Here is a 24286-nt window from a genome sequence, read left to right as displayed (position 1 = left end):
AGATAGATTAAAGTGTATTGTCAAGTTTGTAACTTAATACATTCTTTTTATTGTGAATGATAGATGAAACTAGAAAACAAAGTTATATGGATCACAGGAGCATCTTCAGGCATTGGAGAAGCATTAGTTCATGCATTAGCTGAAAATAATCAGCTAATAATTTCAGCACGTAGGGAAAGTGTTCTCCAACAAATTCAGGCAAAATATCCGGAAAATATAAAGGTGTTGCCACTAGATTTAGGCGACCTTGATTCACTAAAAAGTAAAGCTGACTCAGCTATAAAACTTTTTGGAAAGGTTGACCTACTTATAAATAACGGAGGTATCAGCCAGCGCTCGTTGGCAGCAAAAACGGATTTATCCGTAGATAAAAAATTAATGGATGTAAACTATCTGGGCACAATAGCATTGACCAAAGCGCTTTTACCACATTTTCAGGAGAAGAAGGCCGGCCGCATAGCAGTTGTAACAAGTCTTGTAGGAAAATTCGGCACACCATACCGCTCAGGTTATGCGGCATCAAAACATGCTCTACATGGCTTTTTTGATGCATTAAGAGCTGAAGTTTATCAGGATAATATTAAGATTACAATGGTCTGCCCAGGCTTCGTGAAGACTAATGTGTCGGTAAACGCACTTACTGAGGATGGCTCTACACTTAACGAGATGGACAGCGCTCAAGCCAACGGAATGCCTGCCGATATTTTTGCTAAAAAAATGATTCGGGCTATCGAAAAAAATAAAGCTGAAGTAAACATTGGAGGTAAAGAGGTTTATGGAGTTTATCTGAAGCGATTTTTTCCTGCATTATTTAATAAAGTGGTACGAAGAGCTAAGGTGAGATAATTTCATTCCTAATTCATTTCTACGAATTCGTATTCGCATCTATTGATAGCATGGTTTGGTAAACTCAAAGCACAATACCCATTGGCATGAATTTATTATCTTTATTTCAATCCTGCTGAAATAAACACTTTGAAAATGGAACCTGCATTAAAAACTATGATTGACAATATGCCTGAAAAAACAGGCAAGTCATTGGACGAGTGGAAGAAACTGCTCAAATCAAAATCATTTGAAAAACATTCAGAAGCTGTAAATTTTCTAAAGAAAGAACATGGGGTAACTCATGGTTTTGCCAATACCATTGTTCTATTGTCTAAAGAAGATAACAGCTCAGAGGAAGACCTAGTTGCCAACCAATATGAAGGAAAAGAAAACCTGAAACCCTTCTACGAAGCGCTTTTAAAAGTAGTTACTAGTTTTGGAAAGGATGTAACAGTTACCCCGAAGAAAGGCAGTGTAAGCATCATCAGAAAAAGGCAATTTGCTTTAATAAAACCTGCTACAAAAACACGTATCGATTTAGGCCTGAAGCTTCCTGGAAAGGAATTTACAAATCGCCTTGAGCATTCAGGTCCGTTTGGAACCATGTGTACTCACAGAGTTCAAATTACTGATATTAAGAATGTTGATTCTGAACTTAAAGGCTGGTTGAAAGAAGCTTATGATTTATCCGTTTAGGAATTAATTTCTGCCCAAATTACTAATACCGGCAGCCCAGTAAAGTGTTGCTACATCTTTTTGGTAGGCCGATTTCAACTTAATCAGCTTCGACTGCGACTCAATGAGTTTATCCATCTGTACGTTTAGTTTAAACAGATCGCTCTCACCATTTTCTAAGTTGAGGCGCTCAGCCGTTAGGAGTAATTCATAATTATTCACCATTTCCTGCTGCTGCTCAAGTATGTTAGCCGTTGTCACCGCTTCATTATATTGAGCATTGATGTCATTCAATACCTGTCGTTCGGTAAAATCCAGCTGATAGCTGTTTTGCTCTAATTTGATATTGGTCTGGCTAAGTTTAGCTCTCTCTTTTCGTAAAAAGATAGGGAAAGCAAACTCCACTCCTACTTTATAGTTTTCATCAAAAATCAAATCATTCGTATTTCCTTCATAATCAAATGGCTGATCTAATAAATAGTAGTTAAGGTTTAACTTAGGCTTGATATTTTCTCTCGCCAACCTTCTATCTACCATTAGCGATTGATTCTTTAAATCCAATTTTCTTAACTCCGGATGGTTTTCAAGGGCCATATTAAGTAACTCAGAGAGCAATGATGCAGATAGTGTATTCACAAGTGGTTGCTCGGGTATTACATTCAATTCTAATTCCAGTGGTGCTCCGTCCGGTGTCCATAAATGATTAGATAAATTCAGGCCGGCCTTTATTCTATCTATGTTGGCTTGCTGCATTGCCGTAATTCTATTAAGCAAATTAATTTTGGCCTGCACTGTATCTATCGGAGCGGCCTCACCGTATTCGTGTGCCATTTTGGTTCGATCGAAAATATCTTGTGCCAGAGCAATACTACGCTGTAACAACTCATAATTGTTATAGGCGAAGTACCACTCCCAATAATCTTTTGTTGCCGTTAATAAAATTTTGTTAATGGCCTTTATCTGTTCGGCCTCAGCCATTTCCTGAAGTAATTGTGCTTGCCTGATGGTAGCTCTACGCTGATCGATAAACAACCCTTGACCAATAGGTACAGAAACCCCGGCATAAACCTGCTGGTAATCCGTTTCTTCTGATATGAAATTTTCTGAACTGAGATACTCGCCTAAATTTCTTTGCATCCCAACTACTGGATTAACAGGAAACCAGGTAGGTATCTTCAATGAGACATCGAGCTTGTTGTAATATTCTGAATCTTTAAACTCCTTAAAATCCCAGGTGCCTTCCAGTTTAGGGTCGAATGACCCTCTGGCTAACCTTAATTCCATTGCTGCGTCAGCAGTAAGGAGTTCAGACTGCTTAACAATCGGATGGTTGTTAATCACCAAGCTATAGTACTCATCAAAAGTGAGTACCACAGTAGTATCAGACTGTCCGTAGGCTGGCAGTCTCAGGCAAATGAAAAGTAAAACAACTACAATTCTCATTTTGTGGTTTTCTTTTCAACTGTTTCTTTCGCTTTCTGAGAATCCAAATCCAGCGGCTCTTCATATAAGCTTGGAGGGAAGCCATTCAGGTTTCGCCAGATTTCATACCAAATAGGCACATCATCCAACATTACCCAACCTTTGGTACCTGAGCCTATCCTGAGTATTGATGGCCATGGCTCATCTTCAGGATCAGGGGTCACTAATATTCTAAACTCACCGGCCCTGCTATTTACAAAGTCAATTACCTGCACCTCGCCACCAAATGTACCTACCGATACACTTGGCCATCCTGACACTTGCAGCGCTGGCCACCCATCAAATTCAACCCTCACTTTTCGTCCTTTTGACAATAGTGGAACATCCATAGCTTTAACATACATTTCCACCGCCATATCCGGGTTTTCCGGCATTATGGTAACTACAGCTTCTCCCTCTTTTATTGTCTCGCCAATACCTGCTTGCATGGCTTTAACCACATAACCAGATTGCGGAGCAATTAATTGATATTGGTCATTCCTAATTTGCATGTTTGCAAACTCGTTACGCGTTTTTGATAAATCTCCTTCAGATTCGTATAAACTTGCTAAAGTTGCATTTAATTCAGACTCAGACTTACTGATTTTATCCTGATATTCGGCCTGTACACCAGCCAGGTTTACTTGAGCATTAATAAGTTCGGCCTTTGTTTGTAAAAATTTATTTTCAGAAGAAACCACCTTCATTTTAGATTCCTGATACTTGGACTCTATATCCTGATATTTAGTCAATGCAATGTTTCCTGCTTCAAATAAAGTCTTATTTCTGGCGTATTGACTTTCAAAGTTTCTAAATCGGATTTGCTCAGCTTCATAATCAACGCTATCACTTACAAGCTTTAATTCCGTTTGCTTTAGTTTGTTCTGAGCCTGTTTGTACTTTACGTCCAATGCACTTCTTAAGGCTTTAATTTGCGTTTTTAAGGCCTCAGCTTTCAATCTTTTAGATTCTATGCTGCTCCTTTTGGCCTCTACCTGTTCCGATAACCTGGTTAGTAAATTAGGATCAAAGAACTTATCTTTTATTTCACTTAAAGTAACAATGGTGTCTCCCTTATTCACAAACTGTCCTTCCCTAATATTCCAACTGGAAATTCTACCTGGAATTGCCGATTCGACAGTCTGAGGCCTATTGCCAGGTGTAAAGGCTGTTACCTTTCCAGTACCTCTGATATTCTGCTGCCATGGGAGAAAAAGTAGAATGAAAAACAACCCAGACAGACCCATTAGCCATCTGGCCAAAGCTCTACCTGCACTTGGTGTTTTAAGTATCTTTAACGTATAAAGTTGATTGTCAGTAAGCTCGTCTTTTAAGTTCATGGCATTAATTAATGATTTTACTTAACTCATCAGATTTAACCAGGTCCTCAAACGGGCCTTCTGTCTTTATTGTTCCATCTTCCATTAGAATAACTCTGTCGCATGCAGCCATGATCACTGGATCATTGGAAACAACTATTAAAGTCCATGAATTTTCTTTATCTGCCAGCATACTTATTAGTGCTAATCGTTCGCTCTTTAAGAAGTCATTAAAAAAGTCATTCAATATCAACAAACTAGGATGCTTCGCTAAACATCTTGCCAGAATTATTTTATTCACCAAACCATTTGAAAGGCCCTTGCCGCCACTAAGCATTTGAGTATCCAGCCCCTCAGGCATATTATGAATTGCATCGGCAATGCCAACCTTCTCAATAGCCCACATTGCATCTTCAGATTTTGCATGTGGCTTTGACAATAAAATATTCTCAATGATAGTGCCCTCAAAAATATCTTCCTGACTTACATTTTTGCCAATCTTATCTCTCAAATTGGTTACATCTAAGTCTCTTAATGAGTAATTATCCATTGTGATGATACCTTCATAATTCATATTAAGGCCTGCAATGGTATTCGTAAACACGGTTTTACCCGATCCTCCACCTCCTGAAATACAGACTCGCTCACCACTTTGGATATTAATGTTTACATTGTTTAATGCATAGCCACTAGAACCCGGGAATTTATATTTTAAGTCTTTAACCCTTACATTAAATCCTTTTCCCTTATTTGTAGGTATATCCATACCGCCACTCTTTTCTAATGGCAAATCTGTTACCTGAGAAATTTTATCAACAGCCGTAAGCATATCATATACTACATCCATATACATGATAATTTTCTCAACAGAACTTAGTGTTAAAATGATGATTACCTCAGATGCTACAAACTGACCCAAGGTTATTTCTCTTTGAATCACCAAGATGGTACCGATTATTAATAACCCACCAGTAACAAGTGCTTTAAAAAGCAGGATAAATGCATACTGACTTATTAATATACCGAAGTGGGCCTTTCTGTTTCTTAAGTAGTTGTTTACATTGTAATCTGTTTTCCTAATTGGCAAAGGGGTATTTCCTGAGAGTTTAAAGGAGTTGATTGTTCTTGCCAGCTCCTCTAACCAATACACAACCTTATATTTATATTTTGATTCTTTGATGGATGACTGCAATCCTTTTGGCCCTGTGAAGTAGAAAATCATCACAAGGTTACCCACTAACACCAAACTGAAAAACACGAAAAACGGGTGATAGAATGAAAGTAATAACAAGCCAAAGGCAATTTGAATAACCCCTGCCGATAAGTCTATCAATAACTTTGGTAACCCTTTTTGAATGGTAAGCACGTCAAAAAAGCGGTTCATGAGTTCTGGCGGATAGTACTTTAATAAAGCCTCGGCCTTTATACGAGGTACTCTAAAAGCAAATTCAAATGCCGCTTTAGTAAATACCCGCCTTTGCAAGTATTCCACCAATGTAATCTGCATTACCTGCAAACCTCCTGTGGCCATTACGCCTGCTATTACTAACCCTATAAGTACGTAAACAGAACTAAATACTACACCACCAGATATTAGTGAAACTGTAGCCTGAATACCCAATGGCAGCGTTAAACTGATGAGACCCACCAACACTGCATATACATAGATGTAGAAAATATCTTTTTTCTCTTCAGAAAGAAGACGGATCAACCTCTGCACCGGATTTAACTTTCTTGTCTCTTCGCCATCTTCAGGATCGTCACTCACCAAACTTTGGTAAGAGAATACACCCATGAATTGAACCTTGCCATCTTCCTGATAAAGCTTTTTGCAATACTCTTGATCGTAATCGAATGTGTGAGAAACATCTTTACCCAAACGAAGAACTTGAAGTTCTCTATTTCGCTTGTAGAGAATAATCGGTACTAAATCCTTTCCACTATCTTCAAACGCAACGATGGGAATCTCAACTTGCTGAATAAAGGTGGTGAACTCATCGTAAGGAAGCTGATTATCCAGATATATAATACGCTGCTTGTTGGCAGCTTCAATAAGGTCTCTTTTGAACTCTGCTAGTTCTAAACGCTCATAGTTTCTTGGGCTCGAGTCTATATCGCTCAGCGCTAATCCATCGAAATCTTGCTTTAAGAGATTAGCTGAATCACGTATGATTTGAATTATCTGATTACTGTTCATGGATTAAGCTTTGATCGTTTTAAGAACCATATCCGTTAGGAAGAGTTTGCTTTGTTCGTGAATGTTTTCGTCACATTTCAAGTCAGTTAAGGCCGGTAGATGCTCGGCATAAAATAACTGATGATGTGCCGCCTGCAAAACCGTACTGATTAATGAATTTGGATGCCCGTAATTTGGGTTATATTCTTTAATATATGAAGCAATTCTGGTACATAATGATTTATAACCTCTGAATAACCCTTCCTTATTATCACTATCCACCTGCTTTGTAAGGTAGGTTTTGTCAGATTCTACTTTAACAATTCTGTATAAGGCCTCTTCGTCAATTTGAGGAAATGAACTATCCTGCTTTTTATCTTCAGAAACTATACGCAATGCAATTTCAAGTTTTTGAATGGGGTCATCTATGTTCTGAGTTCCATAATCGATTTTGTACTCAAGCCAATTCCAGTACCAGGCTATCAGATATACCAGGAGTTTATGTTTATTCTCAAAATAGCGGTAAATAGATGCCTCTGTTGATTCAATTTTTGCAGCTAGCTTTTTGAAGGTAAACTTTTCAAAGCCAAGCTCATCAATCATAGCAATACCTTCTTGAAGGATTTTCCTTCCCAGCTCCGTTTCCTGCGGATCGCGAAGAAAAAGCTTATCGCTCATTAATAATTGTAATACAGCCATTGTACTCTTAAAGATAAAACTTGAACTCTATTTTATAATAGTATTACTATTATTTACGATATACGTTTAACGATAATGCGATTAAAATGTTTTGAGAATTAGAAAATTAATTGAAAAAGGCAGTCAATAAATGACTGCCCTTACTTCAAACATCACCTTATTGAATCAAGCAAAGTTTAAAATGGCTTTAAAAAGGCTTTTATTTTCATCTATGAATGCACCTTCCTTGGCTACTATATAATATTTATCATCATTAAAATTCATTGAATAAGGTACTTTACCTAACAAGCCAGGTTGATCTTCCTTATTGGTAAACGCTCCCAAAACTATCAGTTGGCTGTTAGATTGTTGAATGGCTTCATTAACAGCTCTGTGGGGATCAATTCCCTTGGAAACTTTATAGTCGCTCACCTTCAAGTCATTTAAATGTGAATGGTCTGCAGTAAACCTTTCTCTTTTATGTTTTGAATAAGTATTTAGCTTGCCATTGAGCTCAATTCTCTCTTTAATCAATTCCTCTACTTCGTAAGGAGACTCACACACTTTTTGAATGTAATACGATGCATCTTTATAAAAATGAATAGCTTGTACATTCTCAATACTTAAATTCGTATCTAACGCATTCACTAGTTCCATGCTCAGCTCCGTTTGCTTAGAAAAGTCAATGGGAATGAAAATACTTTTAACATCTACTTTCTTTTCAGGAACAACCATTACGTGACACGGTGCTTCTTTTATTACTCTTGTAATTACTGAAGCAGAGCAAGTTGTTAAAATTAAATCCGACTGGTTTTCTGTGGCAACGTTTAAAATCTCAGCGAGCACATCTCCGATTTTGGCTGTCACACTTACTTCAATTTCCTTTGAAAGTTCGGAAGCTGCAAGTTCCATTACTTTTTCTGCCTGGCTTTTTATTTCTACTTGCTGCAAATCAGGGAATTCTGATTTAAGATCAGCAGGTAGCTCTACTTTCTTCGCCACATGAATAAAGTGTATTGTCTTTGGCTTTAGCTGATTAGCAAGCGACATTATGTTTTCCAGGGCTTCCGAACCTAACGTAATTGCGTTTAAGTCTATCAGCCAATTTTGCATTTTCTTCATAGTTCTTTTATTTATTCTCCCTGACCTAATGAAAATCCTCTTCTACCATCAAACTCGTATAAGTTCTCAGTCTTAATTACATCAAAGCCTGCATTATTTAGTTTTGATAATAAGTCAACCACCTGCTCAAAATTTACAGGCTGATACGTTGGTTCACCATCTGCTTTGCTGTCTATCGCCACGAACCTGCATCTCCAATGATCGGTGCAATAAGTTTCTTTTAACCCTTGCGGATATACCTTCACACCTCTATTAGTGATCATTTTTAGCTTTAGCTTGTAAGCCTCAATGTTGGATAATGCCTGGCCTATTTCTTCAGGATCATTCCCTTGCCAATCGATGAATGCATCAACTCCAACAAGCTCTTTCTTTTCCTGCTTGCGCTGATAAGCAGGAATCTTTATTTCTCCATTTCCTTTACTTAGTTCACTCATAGGAAGGTTCTCAGGCTGCAGACCGAGCCTTGCTATCACTTCATCGGCAAAATTATCTGTAGATACTTTATGTTTACTAATACCTTCCTGGTAAATATCAGCCGTATGATAGCCATGCTCTAATGTTGTTAACCAGGCATTTTTAATTTTATCGGCCACTTTCGCCTGACCTATGTGGGCAAGCATCATTACAGCGGCATTTAGCAACCCTGATGGATTTGCGATATTTTTTCCAGCTATATCAGGTGCAGAACCATGAATGGCCTCAAACATGGCTACATTGGTACCTATATTTGCCGAACCCGCCATGCCTACCGATCCGGCTATTTCAGCTGCGATATCTGAAATAATGTCGCCATACAAATTGGAGGTTACAATCACATCGTAGTTCTGAGGTTTAGCAGCTAATCTTGCAGAGCCGATGTCAATTATCTGAGTTTCAGATTGGATAGTAGGATATTCGACCGCGATTTCATCAAACACCTGATGAAATAAACCGTCAGTTAGTTTCATGATGTTATCCTTTACCATACAAGTTACTTTCTTGCGGCCATATGCTTTGGCATATTCAAACGCATACCTGATTATTCGCTCACAACCTGGGCGCGTGATCAGCTTTAAACACTGTACCACATCCTGAGTTTGCTGGTGTTCAATTCCTGCATATAGATCTTCTTCATTCTCACGAATAATCACCACATCCATGCCCGGAAAATGTGTTTGAATGTAAGGGTGCAAAGCGCTTACGGGTCTAACATTGGCATATAGGGCCAATGATTTTCTTAGTGTTACATTTAAGCTTTTATAACCTTTCCCTTGAGGCGTTGTAATGGGTGCCTTTAAAATAATCTTGCTCTTGTGGATGGTATCCCAAGAGTCTTGTGTGATACCCGATGTATGACCTGATAGATAGGCCTTCTCACCCAATTCGATATACTCAGGTTCGATTTTAGCACCTGCCGCCTGCATTATTTTTAATGTGGCGTTCATTATTTCAGGGCCAATTCCATCGCCTTTGGCAACAGCTATTTTAACCGCTTGGCTTGTTTTATTATTCTTTTCCTGTTGTTCTAATATTTGATTATTCATAAGAATATTGTTTTAGTAATTTTTAAATGACGAAGTGAGTAATGATCATGTAGTAAAAGGGTATTCCAATAATCACATTAATTGGAAACGTTATGCCCAAAGCCATAGGTAAATACAAACCCGGGTTGGCTGAAGGAACTGCATTTTTCATAGCTGCAGGTACCGCGATGTACGAAGCGCTAGCTCCCAATAGAGCAAATAACAACATGTTGCCGGCTGAATTGGTAAGTAATGACGCAAAATAAAGTGCCAAAAGACCATTGATGAATGGTATGACTGTTGAAAAGACTACTACAAATACACCGTTTTTAAATAGGCTCTTAATTTGAGCGCCAGCAGTAATTCCCATATCTAGAAGAAATACCGCTAAAAACCCTTTGAAAATATCTGTTGTAAAAGGCCTAATACCTTCTGCCTGTTCTTCGCTCGCCAGAAAACCGATGACCATACTACCAAGAATCAGAAGTACACTAGCATTATTTAAAGAATGCTTAATTATACTCGGCATTGAAGCATTCGTGTATTTTTCCTTTGCACATAAGTTTATGAGAAGTACTCCCACGATAATGGCAGGAGCCTCCATTAAAGCCATTACAGCAATCATGTGCCCGTTATAGGAAACTTGCTCAAAGTCAAGAAATGAAATTGCCGTTACAAATGTAACGGCACTTACTGAACCATAAGCTGCGGCAATGGCACCTGCGTTATCAATACTAAGTTTTGTTTTTAGAATAAAGAAAGTATACAGAGGTACTATAAGCGCCAAGAAGATTCCCAAAAGCATACTCCATATTATTTCGCCATCTAAGGCCGAGTGTGCTAATTCCTGCCCCCCTTTAAAACCTATGGAGAGGAGTAAATAGATAGAAATGAACTTTGAAGAGTTATCAGGTATCTTAAGATCACTTTTGACCTGCGAGGCAAAAATACCAAGCAGAAAAAAGAGCAATGCAGGATTTGTTAAGTTATCTAGCAATCTAGAACTAATTAAGAGATCTCTATGATGGTCTTCTTCGTATATTTAATCTCCTTACCCAACTCTTCAGCCTTCAAGACAAAAGTGTGAAGTGCCATCGGTGCTACCCCATTAATTTCTAGCGTATTGTCATCAATCCACTTTATATTTTTTCCTGACTCACTTTTCTCGTTAAGAGTTTCTTTTAGCAAGCTCTTTAAATCTGCATTGTTATCTGGTCTTTCCAATACATCTGTTCTTTCGCCTGAATAAGTAGAGTTAATGTAAATAGTCATAATGTATTAATTTTTGTTTATGCAAATGTGAAAAACATTTTTTATAAATTTTTATTTAATATATTTATACAATACATTAACTAATATTTATGCACTATACCCTTCATCAACTTAAAGTATTTGCCAAGGTTTGTGAACTAAAGAGTATTACAAAGGCCGCTGAGGCATTACATTTAACACAGCCGGCAGTTTCTATTCAGCTAAAAAAATTACAGGAGCAATTTGATGTACCCTTAACTGAAATTATTGGTCGACAGCTTTTTATTACTGATTTCGGTCAGCGCATTTATATATTAAGCGAAAGACTGCTTGAAGGTGCCGACCTGATTAATGATACAACTAATCAATACAAAGGGTTATTGACAGGCCGCATTAAAATATCATCGGTATCTACTGGTAAGTATGTTATTCCTTACTTTCTCACAGAATTTGTTCACGAGCACCCCAACGTTGATATTTCCATTGATGTAACGAACAAAAACCTGGTAGTTGAGAGTTTGGCTAAAAATGAAACTGACTTCGCGTTGGTATCTGTTTTACCGGAAATGGCTTTAGAAAGGATTGAATTGATGGATAATGTTTTACAGCTAGTATGCGGTAAGGCATATTTTGAGCAGATTAAAAAAATGGGACTTCAAAGCCTCGAAGATATTCCCTTAATATTTAGGGAGCAGGGTTCAGCTACCAGAAAGGCTATGGAAGGCTTTTTGGCTAAAAATAAGATACGGGCAAAGAGAACTATGGAGCTAACCTCTAATGAGGCGGTTAAGCAAGCTGTTATGGCTGGTTTAGGTGTTTCTATTATGCCTATGATTGGGTTGCGTCATTCCTTACAATTAGGGCTTTTACAAACAATTACACTCCCTGGCTTGCCCATTATTACTAATTGGAATTTGGTTTGGGCCTCTGGAAAAAATTTAACTCCAGCAGGAACAGCATTGGTAAAGCATATGGAAACTCATAAATCAAAAATTATTAGTGAATATTTTGAATAATAACTTAGCTACCCACTCCCCTTTGCCCTATTGTAGAGTTTGTTAGGTGGTACAAGAAAAATAGCAAAGTTTATATATGGAGCTGTTCTCGCCTCAATAGTAATTACGGCATCAGCTCGCCTGTCGCCAGGTTCAGATAAAAATATATTGATAGGAATTCGATAACCGGCAGTAAGGCCAAACCATAGCCAATCGTGTATTTCCCTTTCATAGGTAAGTGTAAAGCGAACAGACGACCTTCTAAACTCCAGCTCATTATAACTTTCCAAAACGCTATCCCTCAAGTAATAGCTGGCACCCTGAAGCTCCAATGTGGAAATAAAGTGATTCGAAACATTGGGTGAGTACCTTAACTTGGCACTTTTTGGCAATAGTAATTCATACCCCCAATGCAGAGAAAAATCATTATTTAACATAAATAGTGGAAAAACAGCAGGTTGACCAAAATCATAGCCAAAAGAAATGCCGTAACCAATCTCTTTATGAAGACCAATGCGCTTACCCTTTAATGTAGCAAGTGATATCTTTAATTGTGGTAGAAAATATCTAAACCTTGGCTTATCGCTATTTAAAGAACTATTGAAGTACATAAACAAGAATTTCTTTTCATTGAAATCATGCTTTAGGTAGCTGCTGAAAGTAACTCGCTTTAACGATTTATCATCAAATCTTTCGAACAGTGGGTAGTTTGCATCGGTCAGATTATTGAATTTAAACTGCTCGTGCCGATAGCCAAACCCACCGATGATATTCGTGCGTTCTTTCAATATAATTGGAAATTTAATCTTACCCTCTCTTATCAGGTTTTGAGACACATTAGCTTCCGCATTACCAATTTCATCTGAATTAGAAGTTACCGTGAAATTGTTAATAAACTCTGTTTCGAATACAAGGAACTTGGGGCGTGGTTTATATCGATTAGCCGCCTCTACTAATTCGCCTTCCTCTTCAATCACCAATGCTTCGTCTTGCTGACTATAAACCGAGTACTGGTTGCTAATGAGCAAAACTAAAATCAGAAAGATGTGATAACTGCGACTCAACTATAGTAGGTTCAATGAACAGATAATTTAACGAATTCCGCGGAATAACATTATAAAAATTCCATTGTGAACTATTGGCACAGATATGATACCTCTATTTAAAACTGTTCCAGCGTTTCAATACGTTTTTCAATAGGTGGGTGAGTAGCAAACAGAGTAGTGAAAAATGAGAAAAAGGATGTTTTCTTCTTCTTGGGGTGCTCAATAAACATTTGTGCCACATCGTCTCTTCTTACCGCTTCAATAAGCGGATCTTCTGAAATTTTGCGTAACGCACTAGCCAGCGCTTGAGGATTTTTTGTCAACTCAACCGCTCCGGCATCAGCCATAAATTCCCTTTTTCTGGAGATGGAAAACCGAATTAGTAAAGAGATAAGATAACTCACCAGAACTACTATTACAATGAGCGCGATACCTCCTCCACCACCTTTACCCTTTTTCCCATTGGAAGAAGAACTTGAGCTTCGTCTTGTTGAACTGCGCAAAAATGTACGCATCAAACCTTCGGCAATGAAAGAGAATATGCCAACGAATATGATGGAGATTACTAACAACCTAACATCCTTATTGATTATATGAGTTAATTCATGAGCAATTACAGCTTCCAACTCCTTATCGTCAAGCTTATTAATAATGCCACTCGACAGGGTTATGGTATAATTTTTCTCAGTGAGTCCGCTGGCAAAGGCGTTAAGCGAATCATCTTCGATAATGTTAATTTTAGGAGTGCGCATTCCGCGAGACATGGCCAGATTTTCCACCAAATTATACACCCGCATATTTTCTTTTCTTTCCAATGGCTTCGCACCTGTTGCTTTGCGAATCATGGCGCCTTGTGCAACCCAGGCAATTAAAAACCAGATGGTGACCCCGGCTATTACATAAGGTGCAGCGATGAGAAAATATTGATTAGCAAGATCAAGGGCGCCAATTTCATCTTTATTTAGGATGAGAATGATGCTCCAAACCATGCCTAAAAGCAATACAGGAAACCCAATTAAAAGTAATATGGAATGACGATTATTTCGCCAAATTTGAGTTTGTACTCCTACGTATTGCATCAATCAAAACTTATCTTGGGAGCGGTTTCGTGTGCTTTTCTATCCTCAGCAGCAATTTCAAACATTGGTTCTTTCTTGAAGCCAAACATACCTGCAAAAACATTTGACGGAAATGTCTGTACAGCATTGTTCAATTCCTTAGTAGCTGAATTGAAATATCTTCTTACTGCAGCCAGCTTATTCTCCACATCTGAGATTTCAGCCTGAAGGTTGCTGAAATTTGAGCTAGCTTTAAGATCGGGATAAGCTTCTACGGCCACTTTTAATCCACTCAAAGCATTGGTGAGCATATTTTCAGCACCAATTTTATCATTAATGGTATTTGCCCCCATGGCCGCAGCACGCGCCTCAGTTACTCGGGTAAGCACCTCGTTTTCGTGTTTCATATAACCGCGTACGGTATCTACCAATTGAGGTATCAAATCATGGCGTTGCTTCAGTTGCACATCAATATCTGCAAAGGCATTTTCACGGTTATTTCTAAGCTTAACAAGGCGGTTATAAATACTTACGACCCATATTACGAGTAAAGCAGCTATTCCTATTCCAATAAACATTTCCATGGTTGTTTGATTTAAAGCGAGATAAATATAATGAATTATCGTTTCTGTTTTTATGCTTAGGTAAAAAGTAGGCTTGCTGTAATATTTCCAAAATTCAATTTGTGTACAAAGTCAAAGAACAGGCTATAGCAATTAATATTGATTCCTATTATCTTGTCTTAAAATCAAAACACTTTTAATAAGATGAAATCTAAAATCCTTTTTGTTGTCTACCTGTTGTTTAGCTTAATGTTTATTAACGCTGGGCTTAATAAATTATTCAACTACATCCCCGTTCCAGAGGACCTTCCTGAAAAAGTACAGCAGATGAATGCAGCTTTCGAAGAGATATTCTGGCTAATGCCACTTATTGGAATTGTAGAAGCCCTTGGAGGCATACTTTTCATTTTTGCCAGAACAAGGCCATTAGGAGCTATTGTGCTCTTCCCTATTATGATTGGGATTATGATTGTGCATTTAACAGTTGCGCCATCCGGTTTGATATTGGCTTCTGTATTCTTCGCCATTAATATTTGGGCGATTTATGAAAACAGAGAAAGGTATATGCCAATGATTTCTCGTTGAAAAACTTACTGAAAAAACCTCCTAGGTTTATCTGCTGTGAGAAAATTAAACCTAGGAGGTTTCCTACGTTTTAAAAAATTTATGAAAATAGAGAAAAGTACTTACCACTAATTAATAATTAAATCGCAAGCCTATGTCAGAAAAAATCACTATTCAAGCCCAGGTTGCTGCACCCAGAAACAAGGTTTGGGAATGCTATACTTCGCCAGAACACATCACTAAATGGAACTTTGCTTCAGATGACTGGCATTGTCCATCTGCAAAGAATGATTTGAAGGTAGGTGGCCAATTTAACGCGCGAATGGAGGCCAAAGATGGCAGTTGGGGCTTTGATTTTATTGCCACCTACTCAGAAGTAACCCCCAACAAATCGTACACTTATACAATGGAAGATGGCCGTGTGGTTGATGTTTTGTTAAAAGATGAAGGAAACGGCACTCATATATAAGTGTGACATTCGACCCTGAAGACGAGAACCCAATTGAAATGCAACGAGACGGCTGGCAAGCAATTTTAAATAGCTTTAAGAAATATACAGAGGGTCTTTAGTTAAATTCGTAGTTCAACTTACAAATCATGAAAAAGCTAACCTATCAAACCTCAATAAAAGCTCAGGCTGATAAAGTATATCGGGTCATGTTAGGTCTGGATAATAAAAAGACCTATGAGCAATGGACGGCAGAATTTAATCCCACTTCCACGTATGAAGGCAGTTGGGATAAAGGCTCAAAAATACATTTTGTTGGAACCGATGAGAATGGAAACAAAGGCGGAATGGTTTCTGAAATTGTAGAGAACGCACCTGGCAAATTTGTTTCGATCAGGCATTACGGAATATTGCAAGGCGATAAAGAAATAACGGAAGGGCCACAAGTTGAACAATGGGCAGGTGGACATGAAAACTATAAATTTGAGGAAAGCAATGGCATAACAACATTAACTGTTGAAGTTGATACTGCAGATGAATATGCATCCTATTTTGATGAAACCTGGCCGAAGGCTTTTACCAAACTGAAGGAACTAGCAGAAAATTAATATAATATGAACGAAAGCGAAGAAAAGAAAGGGTTTAAGGATTTACTTTTTGAAGTAATCTTACCTAAAGTTGAATTGATAAGTTTAGTGTTGGTATTAGTGAGTATTGTTTTCAAAATGCTGCACTTGCAAGGCACCCCTGAACTACTTATGATCTCACTTTCCACTTATGCCGTTGTCTGCTTTTTAAGAGGATATCAACCCATTGATTCTGACAGTACACTTGATAAAATTATCGTAAAGTTTGGTGGTGTTGGCTCTGCGATATTGGTGATAGGTGTTCTTTTCCTTATGCTTTCATTACCGGGCTATTCTGAAATGCTATGGATTGGCGGAGTAACTTTTGGTATAACTATGGGGCTTATCATTGTTAAATCCTCAAACAGAGAGTCTGAACTATACAAAAAATTAGTGAGCCAGTATTTAAAAACATTAGCAGTGGTAAGTGTCGTCTATTATTCCAGTTATCTTCTTTAATTGAATAAAGCATAATATATTAGTAGTTACACACACTATTTTTATTATGCTGAGAGTTCTGATTATTGCGATCGCATTACTCGCGACATGTTTTAGTGCATTGTGCCAAGGACAACCTCAAAATGAGAGCACGAGTAAACCAATAGATATTTACAATGAGATTCTGACAACCAGAAACCCAAACACGGTAATTGAAATTGTCAATAAATTAAAAATTGAGGAAGTTGCCGAGGACTCTCTTAAATCCTATCTCTACTACTACAAAGGGTCTGCTTACGGCCAGTTATCAAAGTTTGACTCAGCGCTATACTTTATGGATAAGGCCAGTGAAGTACTGCCAAAAGATGAGCATCCCATGATAGAAATACAAATACTCCGTGCTTATGGTAACATAAACTGGGCTAAAAGTTTTTATCACATAGCACTTGAGTATTACGAAAAAGCTCTGGATATAAGTTATAAGCTAAACAATGCAGAATTTCAAATATCATTGTTAGGCAATATTGCCGGCATTTACAATAAGCTGGAAAACTTACCACTTGCTCTTGAGTATGCTCTTAAATCCGAAGAGATATCTGACAAAACAGGTGTTATACGCCCAAGAAGCCATATGAAAATTGGAAATTATCAAAATGGCCTTGGTGAATATGAGGCAGCATTAAAAAGCCTTGATAAAACGAGACGATTAATCCTTAAAGAAGGAAAAGACTCCATAGCCCTTGGGGTTAATTATGTAAACATTGCTACTACGCATTTATTTCTTAAAAATTATGACTTAGCTAAGAAGCATCTCGATTCAGCTGAAGTAATCTTAAACAAGTTTGGCTATAAGTATCAAGGATTATATCTGCAAAAAATTGAACACGCCTTAGGCACCAATAATTTAACCGGGGCACAAAAATTAATTGAGCAAGCAGCGCCACTTTTTACCAAGCAACAAGACTTGCAGGAAGTAAAAAGCCTCAAACTTTTAGCGAAAGAATTAGCGATGAAAAAAGGCAATTTAAAGGAAGCTATTCAATTACAAGATGAAATTTATGCGCTGAACGATACCATTAAGAATACCAATATGGTAAACCGTGTTTATGAATTGCAAACACAATACGAAACTGCCAGGAAAGAGGCTGAGATCGAAAAATTAAAACTTGAAAACAACCTGAAAGAATTGAGTCTTGCCAAAGCCAGAAATCAAACAATTGGCTTGTTTATTATCGGAATTATGCTGCTTGCCATTGTTGCTGTTTATTTCACACAACGAAACAAAAAGTTACACGCAGAAAAATTACAGCAAGAATTTCAGCTAGATGCCCTTAGAAAACGAATTGTAGAAATTCAAGCTGGCGATGCCATTTATGAAGAGTTGGAAGTAGATACCATTAACGAAAAGATTAATACACCCCTTACGGAAAGGGAACTGGAAGCTCTTAAACTAGTGATGCAAGGCAAAGCCAATAAAGAAATTGCTGATACACTATTTGTGTCGATTCACACGGTTAAATTTCATTTGAGCAATATTTATCAAAAACTCGGAGTTGCCAACAAAAAAGAAGCCTTGGAGTATGTGGTTAAATCTTCATAAGATTAGTGTTTTTTTATTGCTCTTCATTGTAACTCAAGCGCTTAATGCTCAGGGTATCGATGAAGTTGAACAACTCATCAAAAATTCTGAATACAGTGAAGCAATAGAACAAGCTAATCATCAATTAAATAATGCTAAAAACTTAGTTGATAAAGCCAGACTTATTCAACTGCAAGCTGATGCCTACTACTATTTAAATGATATTGATAAGTCATTACAGTATTACCAAAATGCGATAGATATTCATGAGCAAATCAGTCCAAAAAGCATCCTACGCTATTTAGAATGTGTTAGCCATGCAGGATTTTGTTATCGAGAATTAGGCATCTATGATAAGGCCCTCCTTCAATACCTTATTGCGCTGAAGTTAGCTCAAAACTTAGGTGACTCAACGGAGATAGCAGGCCAATATGCTAATCTCGGACTTATTTATGGGAAGCTTGGTGATATTGATGAAGCAACAGAATATCATATGAAGGCCTATAACATAGACCTGGCTTTGAAAGATACTGCCGGAATAGGCTTTGATTTGAGAAACATCGCTGATTTAAAAATAACTCTTGGCGACTATGCTGAAGCTATAGAAGACATCAAGGAGTCAATCGAACTGCTTGAATTAAGTAGTGGCAACCCAAACAGTTTAGCATTGCGTCAGGGTGTATTAGGTAAAACTTACCTGGCTATGAACATTTTAGACAGCGCGAATCATTACCTAAACTTATCGCTAACCCAGCACTTAGACATGAATGACAGTATTCATGTTGCACTAAGAAGGAACGATTTGTCACAATATCATCTAAAAACAAAGGAATATGAGCGCGCCATCACCTTAGCAAGCCAGGCTCGTCAATATCTGTTAACAAAAGATGAAACTCTACACATTGCCGCAACCAACTTAACGCTCATTAAAGCATATCTGGCACAAAAAAATGCCAGGATGGCACTTCAGATTAGCAGAGAAAATATAGCGCTATGCACTAATAAGCAATTACTTGTAGAATTAAGAGATACTTACAAATTACAATCCCAGGCATTTAAACTGAGCAATCAACCTTATGACGCATTAGCCGCTTTAAATTCTTTTCAACAACTGCAGGATTCTATTATCAATATCAATAATAAAAAAGCTGTTTCACTTCTCGAGATAAAGTATGAGGTGTACAAAAAAGAGCAGGAAAATGAATTATTGGCTTTAGAAAATATTTATAACAAAGAACAATTGGCTAGCCAACGTACTCAATACATACTTACCGCGGTCATATTTGTAATCATTTTAATTTCTTTAATCGTTATTGTTTGGGTTATCATTTCCAGACAAAAGCTCAAACAAAAGCTTCTAACCGCAGAGATTAATGACCTTAGAAATCAAATTAAAGTGGCTTTAGAGGGTGACACTTCCGGTTTAAACATCGATAAGCTTAATAAAGAACTTGAAAACCCATTAACTGAAAGAGAGGCTGAGATATTAAACCTCGCCCTCAGTGACATGAGCAACAGCGAGATCGCTGAAAAAACCTTTGTTTCGGTGAATACTGTTAAGTTCCACCTCAAAAAAATCTACGATAAAATAGGTGTAACCAGCCGCAAGGAAGCATTGCAATTCGCCATTAAATCTGGCAGATAAATTCTGAGTACCGTTCACTCTACACAGTATTCATGTAACTATTTTAAGATTATATAAAAACTACCCGGGTGGGTAGGTACAAAACTAGCCCTAGAGTCTAGGTAAATGGACATAATAATAAGTGTACTTCATGGCAATTATATAACTAACCCAAATTGTCATGAAAAAAATTACACACACAAATTTATTAGTGACATATATGATGAGAGGCCTAGCCCGTAATCATATATTTCATGAAGGTATTTTCAACAAACTTTTTACAAAGAGAATAATTCTCTCATTACTCACTGCCTTGCTATGCATGTCGAGTGTATTAGCACAGAATGTTAATATTCCTGATGCCAACTTTAAAGCTTATTTGGTAGGAAATACAGCTATCAATACTAATGGTGACACTGAAATTCAAGTGAGTGAAGCCAGTGCGTTTACCGGATTGATCGATTGTAACTTTTTGAACATTTCTGACCTAACAGGGATTGAGGCATTTACATCACTAACCAGCCTTAGCTGTTACTCCAACCAACTTACATCTTTGGATGTGAGTAATAATACGGAATTGACCTTTCTTCTCTGTTATAACAATCAACTTACTGCATTAGATGTTAGTAATAATACCAAACTAACTTGGTTAAATGCGGGAAATAATCAAATTTCTACTTTTGATGTTAGCTCCAATTCCGATTTAGAGTATTTGTACGTCAATACTAATCCTATTACTTCACTAGATATCAGTAATAATACATCTTTAATTTCCTTGATATGTAATAATAATCAACTTTCAACATTAGATGTGAGCAATCAGCCCAACTTAAGTGTGCTTCACTGCTTCAGCAATGAATTAACATCCTTGGATGTGAGCAACAACACATCCTTAACTCAACTGAGGTGCTATAACAACCAATTGACCTCATTGGATGTAAGCAACAATTTAGACCTAACTCAATTGTTTTGCCAGAACAATGAGCTTACTACTTTGGATGTATCACAACATGCCAGCTTAGTTGATTTACGATGTGGTAATAATTTGCTAACTGAAATGGATGTGAGCCAAAATTCAAGTTTAACTAATTTATATTGTGAGAATAATCAATTAGAAAGCCTAAATGTCGCCAATGGGAATAACTTAAATTTCACAGATTTCAGAGCCCAAAATAACCCTAACCTTACCTGCATACAGGTTGATGATGCCGCCTACAGTACTACTAACTGGACAGACATTGATGCGGGGGCTGACTTTAGTGAAGATTGCAGCGCTGCATGGTGCACGATTGATATCCCGGATGCAAATTTTAAATCTTATTTAGTCGGTAACACCTCGATTAATACTAATGGTGATGGCGAAATACAATGTGATGAGGCAAGTAGCTTCAGTGGGAGTATCATTGTATCATTCCAATCCATAACAGATCTTACAGGTATAGAGGCTTTTACTGCTTTAAATATGTTAGCTTGCGAAAATAACCAGCTTACTTCCCTAAACGTGAGCCAGAATGCAAACTTAACTTTTTTGAGCTGTGGAAGTAACCAACTTACTTCTCTAAACGTGAGCCAGAATGCAAACTTAACTTTTTTGAGCTGTGGAAGTAACCAACTTACTTCGCTGGATATAACTCAAAACACGGCATTAGAATCTCTGGATGTTTCTTTTAATCAGTTTACTTCTTTAGATGTGAGCCATAACACAGGATTAACTTACTTGAGGAGCCGCAATAACCAACTCACAACTTTGGATGTGAGTCAGAATACAGACTTAATCGAATTATATTGTAATAATAATCAACTTACCCAATTAAATATCGCCAATGGAAACAACACTAATTTCGTAAACTTTTATGCCACCAATAACCCCAACCTTACCTGCATACAAGTAGACGATGCTTCTTACAGCTCTTCCAACTGGCCAGAAAAAGATTCATGGGCAAGCTACAGTGAGGATTGTACTTCAGTATTGTGTATGATTGATATTCCGGATGCTAATTTTAAAGCTTATTTGGTAGGAAACATATCAATTAATACAAATGGGGATAGTGAAATACAGTGCAGTGAGGCAGAAGCTTTTACTGGAACTATAAATGTAGCAAATGGGTCTATTTCAGACTTGACTGGCATAGAGGCTTTTATTAACATAACCCGATTATTCTGTTCTCAAAATCAACTAACTGCTTTGGATATTAGTCAAAACACAGCATTAACGTTATTGAGTATCAGAGATAACCAAATCAGTTCTTTAAATTTAAGTAACAATGTTGCCTTAGAAGAAGTTGATCTTACCTCTAACCAACTTACGTCCTTGGATGTAACTAATTGTCCCGCTTTAGTGGATTTGGGTTTTGACAACAATCAACTTACATCAATTGATTTGAGTAATAATGCCTCATTAGCATACTTATTTTGCGAAAATAATCAACTTACTGAATTAGATGTGAGCAATAATACCAGTTTGATTGAACTGTTTTGCTTAGGTAATGAAATCACCTCTTTAGATTTGAGTCAACATGCGGATTTACAATATTTCGATTGTAATGACAATCAACTCACTGAGCTAAATATTGCCAATGGTAATAATGTAGACATTCAAAGTTTTGATGCAACTAATAACCCTAACCTTACCTGCATAACTGTGGACGATGTGGCCTATGCAGAAGCCAATTTCACAGATGTGGACGAGGCGGCCAACTTCAGCACCAACTGTAATAATACTGCCAATGACATCTTAACTTTCAGCTTTACAGAACAAGTTATAGATGCCATCATTGATACAGAGAATCATACGGTGGTTATTGATGTAGTATCAGGTACGGACTTTAGCAATCTTACTCCTACTTTCACCGTTTCTGCAGGTGCTTCGGTAAATCCGGCATCTGGTGTTGCTCAGGATTTTAGTAGTGCTTTTGTTTACACTATCACCGCTGAAAACCCAACCGCCATTCAGGAATGGACAGTGACTGTAAGGGAAGAAAACACGGCTCCTTCTGATATTGCATTGGATAACAATACGATAGATGAAAACAATGACATTGATGCAGTCATTGGCACTTTCAGCACAACTGATGTTGATGCTTCTGATACACATACCTATTCATTAGTAGTAGGATCAGGCGATACTGACAATGCCTCTTTCGATATTTCCGGCAGTGATTTAATCGCATTAGAATCTTTTGATTTTGAGACTAAATCAAGCTACTCAATCAGAGTACAAACGGATGATGGTCGTGGCGGTACTTTTGAAAAAGAGTTTACTATTTCAATTAATGATGTTGAAGACAGAAGGGAACAAACTATCACCTTCGAACCCATTGAAAGTCAATTTTTCGAAGCTGGTTCTGTTACACTTTCGGCTAGTTCCTCTTCTGGTTTAACAGTGAGTTTTGATATTGTAAGCGGAGCTGCAACGGTTAGTGGTAATGTAGTTACTTTCACAGATTTAGGAACGGTGGTAGTTAGTGCCAGTCAGGCTGGTGATTCAGAATTTCTTCCTGCAGTTTCAGTAGAACAAACTTTTGAAGTAATTACTGTAACTGGCTTTGAGGAAGCAGCCTCTGTCCTACTTGTTTACCCGAACCCTGCTTCTAATTTGATTACAGTTCAAACGCAACGAGAGAATATCACGCTCAGTTTACTGAATATTCAAGGAGCAGAAATTATGGAAGTTAGACCAAATGTGGGTAATGATATTTCTCAATTAGATAATGGAATCTACTTTCTGAGAATTTCTGATGCACAAGGCGTAACTACTCATAAAATCATTAAAAAATAAATACCCACCCCTAACCCCTCCAAGGAGGGGAATAAGTCTCCTCTCGGGAGGTGATTTAGAGATGGGTCCACTTAAAATATAAAATCATGAAAAATATAAAATATAGCATATTAGCAATAGTTTTTATCTGGGTGGCGACATTTACGAGTTGCAAAGACGACTCTGAATCAACACCAAGCGAAACAGATCAACAATTAATAACACTTCAAAACAACGGTACCAACTGGGTATTGGGTAGTGACGGAGTAACCAAAGATGGTTTTGATGTAACCAGTCAGTTTGCAGGATTTAAGCTAAATATTGGAAATAAAACCTATACCACAGAAAATGGTCTAAGCCCTGTTTGGGAACCATCAGGCAACTGGGATTTTATAGACAATAACCCAAGCCTAATTCTAAGAGATGGTGATACTCAGATAGTAGTGAGTGTTACTTCTAATGCGTTAACCTTAACATTTACTGCCGATGCAGTACCAACAGGTGGCCGAGTAGAATCGGTTTCCGGAGAATACCAATTTCACTTGGTAAGTGAATAGTGTGTGTATGTCAGCTAGC

At 37.5% G+C, this 24286-nt stretch carries 22 protein-coding genes; 11 read left to right on the top strand and 11 right to left on the bottom strand.

Features of this window, described 5'->3' with window-relative positions; genetic code table 11:
* Positions 1–63: 63 nt before the first annotated feature.
* Together JR347_RS09340 and JR347_RS09335 are read left to right on the top strand one after the other, a co-directional pair.
* The gene (locus JR347_RS09340; RefSeq protein WP_205723782.1) at positions 64–846 is read left to right on the top strand and encodes an SDR family oxidoreductase; all 783 of its coding nucleotides are present in this window, start codon (positions 64–66) and stop codon (positions 844–846) included.
* Positions 847–981: 135 nt separating this feature from the next.
* The gene (locus tag JR347_RS09335) at positions 982–1524 is read left to right on the top strand and encodes a DUF4287 domain-containing protein (RefSeq protein WP_205723781.1); all 543 of its coding nucleotides are present in this window, start codon (positions 982–984) and stop codon (positions 1522–1524) included.
* A 3-nt stretch (positions 1525–1527) separates the two neighbouring features.
* Here the strand turns inward: JR347_RS09335 and JR347_RS09330 are convergent, their stop codons facing one another.
* From JR347_RS09330 to JR347_RS09295, 8 genes are all read right to left on the bottom strand, one after another.
* Entirely contained in the window at positions 1528–2946 is a 1419-nt protein-coding gene (locus JR347_RS09330; protein ID WP_205723780.1) for a TolC family protein, read from the bottom strand.
* Positions 2943–4304 carry an HlyD family secretion protein gene (locus JR347_RS09325; RefSeq protein ID WP_205723779.1) on the bottom strand — a complete coding sequence of 454 codons (1362 nt, stop codon included), beginning with the start codon at positions 4302–4304 and terminating at the stop codon, positions 2943–2945. The genes JR347_RS09330 and JR347_RS09325 overlap by 4 nt, the downstream gene beginning before the upstream one ends.
* A 4-nt stretch (positions 4305–4308) precedes the next feature.
* Positions 4309–6480: a peptidase domain-containing ABC transporter gene (locus JR347_RS09320; RefSeq protein WP_205723778.1), complete on the bottom strand. Its 2172-nt coding sequence runs from the start codon at positions 6478–6480 to the stop codon at positions 4309–4311.
* Between the two features lie 3 nt (positions 6481–6483).
* Complete coding sequence (locus JR347_RS09315) at positions 6484–7158, bottom strand: TetR/AcrR family transcriptional regulator (RefSeq protein ID WP_235689788.1); 675 nt, start codon at positions 7156–7158, stop codon at positions 6484–6486.
* A 165-nt stretch (positions 7159–7323) separates the two neighbouring features.
* A complete protein-coding gene (locus JR347_RS09310) occupies positions 7324–8259 on the bottom strand; it encodes a universal stress protein (RefSeq protein WP_205723777.1) in 936 nt (311 codons plus the stop codon).
* Positions 8260–8270: 11 nt separating this feature from the next.
* Complete coding sequence (locus tag JR347_RS09305) at positions 8271–9782, bottom strand: NADP-dependent isocitrate dehydrogenase (RefSeq protein WP_205723776.1); 1512 nt, start codon at positions 9780–9782, stop codon at positions 8271–8273.
* Positions 9783–9804: 22 nt separating this feature from the next.
* Positions 9805–10758, bottom strand: coding sequence for a sodium-dependent bicarbonate transport family permease (locus JR347_RS09300; protein WP_235689787.1), 954 nt, complete (start codon positions 10756–10758; stop codon positions 9805–9807).
* Between the two features lie 11 nt (positions 10759–10769).
* Positions 10770–11033, bottom strand: a complete 264-nt coding sequence (locus JR347_RS09295; protein WP_205723775.1) for a hypothetical protein — start codon at positions 11031–11033, stop codon at positions 10770–10772.
* Positions 11034–11122: 89 nt separating this feature from the next.
* Here JR347_RS09295 and JR347_RS09290 point away from each other — a divergent pair, with 89 nt between their 5' ends.
* Positions 11123–12028, top strand: a complete 906-nt coding sequence (locus JR347_RS09290; protein ID WP_205723774.1) for a LysR family transcriptional regulator — start codon at positions 11123–11125, stop codon at positions 12026–12028.
* 8 nt (positions 12029–12036) lie between these two features.
* Here JR347_RS09290 and JR347_RS09285 read toward each other — a convergent pair whose 3' ends face one another.
* The 3 genes from JR347_RS09285 to JR347_RS09275 form a co-directional block, all read right to left on the bottom strand.
* Positions 12037–13035 (bottom strand): hypothetical protein, encoded by a 999-nt coding sequence (locus JR347_RS09285; protein WP_205723773.1) that lies wholly within the window; start codon positions 13033–13035, stop codon positions 12037–12039.
* Between the two features lie 134 nt (positions 13036–13169).
* The gene (locus JR347_RS09280; RefSeq protein WP_205723772.1) at positions 13170–14132 is read right to left on the bottom strand and encodes a M48 family metallopeptidase; all 963 of its coding nucleotides are present in this window, start codon (positions 14130–14132) and stop codon (positions 13170–13172) included.
* Positions 14132–14695 (bottom strand): LemA family protein, encoded by a 564-nt coding sequence (locus tag JR347_RS09275; protein WP_205723771.1) that lies wholly within the window; start codon positions 14693–14695, stop codon positions 14132–14134. Before JR347_RS09275 ends, JR347_RS09280 begins: the two co-directional genes overlap by 1 nt.
* Before the next feature lie 183 nt (positions 14696–14878).
* On the opposite strand from JR347_RS09275, the gene JR347_RS09270 reads away from it, so the two are divergent.
* The 8 genes from JR347_RS09270 to JR347_RS09235 all read left to right on the top strand — a co-directional run bounded on the left by JR347_RS09270 (position 14879) and on the right by JR347_RS09235 (position 24267).
* Positions 14879–15259 carry a DoxX family protein gene (locus JR347_RS09270; RefSeq protein ID WP_205723770.1) on the top strand — a complete coding sequence of 127 codons (381 nt, stop codon included), beginning with the start codon at positions 14879–14881 and terminating at the stop codon, positions 15257–15259.
* 133 nt (positions 15260–15392) lie between these two features.
* Positions 15393–15707: an SRPBCC domain-containing protein gene (locus JR347_RS09265; protein WP_317192619.1), complete on the top strand. Its 315-nt coding sequence runs from the start codon at positions 15393–15395 to the stop codon at positions 15705–15707.
* Positions 15708–15835: 128 nt separating this feature from the next.
* Positions 15836–16294, top strand: coding sequence for an SRPBCC domain-containing protein (locus tag JR347_RS09260; protein WP_205723769.1), 459 nt, complete (start codon positions 15836–15838; stop codon positions 16292–16294).
* 6 nt (positions 16295–16300) lie between these two features.
* On the top strand, positions 16301–16771 hold the full coding sequence (locus JR347_RS09255; RefSeq protein ID WP_205723768.1) for a hypothetical protein: 471 nt from the start codon (positions 16301–16303) through the stop codon (positions 16769–16771).
* A gap of 46 nt (positions 16772–16817) precedes the next feature.
* Complete coding sequence (locus JR347_RS09250; RefSeq protein ID WP_205723767.1) at positions 16818–18350, top strand: helix-turn-helix domain-containing protein; 1533 nt, start codon at positions 16818–16820, stop codon at positions 18348–18350.
* Entirely contained in the window at positions 18331–19974 is a 1644-nt protein-coding gene (locus JR347_RS09245) for a LuxR C-terminal-related transcriptional regulator (RefSeq protein ID WP_205723766.1), read from the top strand. The genes JR347_RS09250 and JR347_RS09245 overlap by 20 nt, the downstream gene beginning before the upstream one ends.
* Positions 19975–20134: 160 nt before the next feature.
* Positions 20135–23731, top strand: coding sequence for a T9SS type A sorting domain-containing protein (locus tag JR347_RS09240; protein ID WP_205723765.1), 3597 nt, complete (start codon positions 20135–20137; stop codon positions 23729–23731).
* An 86-nt stretch (positions 23732–23817) separates the two neighbouring features.
* Positions 23818–24267 (top strand): hypothetical protein, encoded by a 450-nt coding sequence (locus JR347_RS09235; RefSeq protein ID WP_205723764.1) that lies wholly within the window; start codon positions 23818–23820, stop codon positions 24265–24267.
* Positions 24268–24286: the final 19 nt, after the last annotated feature.

The sequence above is a fragment of the Fulvivirga lutea genome (assembly GCF_017068455.1).
GTDB classification, from domain to species: Bacteria; Bacteroidota; Bacteroidia; order Cytophagales; family Cyclobacteriaceae; genus Fulvivirga; species Fulvivirga lutea.
Note: the sequence above shows the minus strand (reverse complement) of the source record. Positions and strands in the feature narration are given on the sequence as shown.

What these genes read in the sequence shown, in the direction of transcription:
- JR347_RS09340 (WP_205723782.1), top strand. Translation starts at nt 64, where the DNA reads ATGAAACTAGAAAACAAAGTTATATGGATCACAGGAGCATCTTCAGGC.
- JR347_RS09335 (WP_205723781.1), top strand. Translation starts at nt 982, where the DNA reads ATGGAACCTGCATTAAAAACTATGATTGACAATATGCCTGAAAAAACA.
- JR347_RS09330 (WP_205723780.1), bottom strand. Translation starts at nt 2,946, where the DNA reads ATGAGAATTGTAGTTGTTTTACTTTTCATTTGCCTGAGACTGCCAGCC.
- JR347_RS09325 (WP_205723779.1), bottom strand. Translation starts at nt 4,304, where the DNA reads ATGAACTTAAAAGACGAGCTTACTGACAATCAACTTTATACGTTAAAG.
- JR347_RS09320 (WP_205723778.1), bottom strand. Translation starts at nt 6,480, where the DNA reads ATGAACAGTAATCAGATAATTCAAATCATACGTGATTCAGCTAATCTC.
- JR347_RS09315 (WP_235689788.1), bottom strand. Translation starts at nt 7,158, where the DNA reads ATGGCTGTATTACAATTATTAATGAGCGATAAGCTTTTTCTTCGCGAT.
- JR347_RS09310 (WP_205723777.1), bottom strand. Translation starts at nt 8,259, where the DNA reads ATGAAGAAAATGCAAAATTGGCTGATAGACTTAAACGCAATTACGTTA.
- JR347_RS09305 (WP_205723776.1), bottom strand. Translation starts at nt 9,782, where the DNA reads ATGAATAATCAAATATTAGAACAACAGGAAAAGAATAATAAAACAAGC.
- JR347_RS09295 (WP_205723775.1), bottom strand. Translation starts at nt 11,033, where the DNA reads ATGACTATTTACATTAACTCTACTTATTCAGGCGAAAGAACAGATGTA.
- JR347_RS09290 (WP_205723774.1), top strand. Translation starts at nt 11,123, where the DNA reads ATGCACTATACCCTTCATCAACTTAAAGTATTTGCCAAGGTTTGTGAA.
- JR347_RS09280 (WP_205723772.1), bottom strand. Translation starts at nt 14,132, where the DNA reads ATGCAATACGTAGGAGTACAAACTCAAATTTGGCGAAATAATCGTCAT.
- JR347_RS09275 (WP_205723771.1), bottom strand. Translation starts at nt 14,695, where the DNA reads ATGGAAATGTTTATTGGAATAGGAATAGCTGCTTTACTCGTAATATGG.
- JR347_RS09270 (WP_205723770.1), top strand. Translation starts at nt 14,879, where the DNA reads ATGAAATCTAAAATCCTTTTTGTTGTCTACCTGTTGTTTAGCTTAATG.
- JR347_RS09265 (WP_317192619.1), top strand. Translation starts at nt 15,393, where the DNA reads ATGTCAGAAAAAATCACTATTCAAGCCCAGGTTGCTGCACCCAGAAAC.
- JR347_RS09260 (WP_205723769.1), top strand. Translation starts at nt 15,836, where the DNA reads ATGAAAAAGCTAACCTATCAAACCTCAATAAAAGCTCAGGCTGATAAA.
- JR347_RS09255 (WP_205723768.1), top strand. Translation starts at nt 16,301, where the DNA reads ATGAACGAAAGCGAAGAAAAGAAAGGGTTTAAGGATTTACTTTTTGAA.
- JR347_RS09250 (WP_205723767.1), top strand. Translation starts at nt 16,818, where the DNA reads ATGCTGAGAGTTCTGATTATTGCGATCGCATTACTCGCGACATGTTTT.
- JR347_RS09245 (WP_205723766.1), top strand. Translation starts at nt 18,331, where the DNA reads ATGTGGTTAAATCTTCATAAGATTAGTGTTTTTTTATTGCTCTTCATT.
- JR347_RS09240 (WP_205723765.1), top strand. Translation starts at nt 20,135, where the DNA reads ATGAAAAAAATTACACACACAAATTTATTAGTGACATATATGATGAGA.
- JR347_RS09235 (WP_205723764.1), top strand. Translation starts at nt 23,818, where the DNA reads ATGAAAAATATAAAATATAGCATATTAGCAATAGTTTTTATCTGGGTG.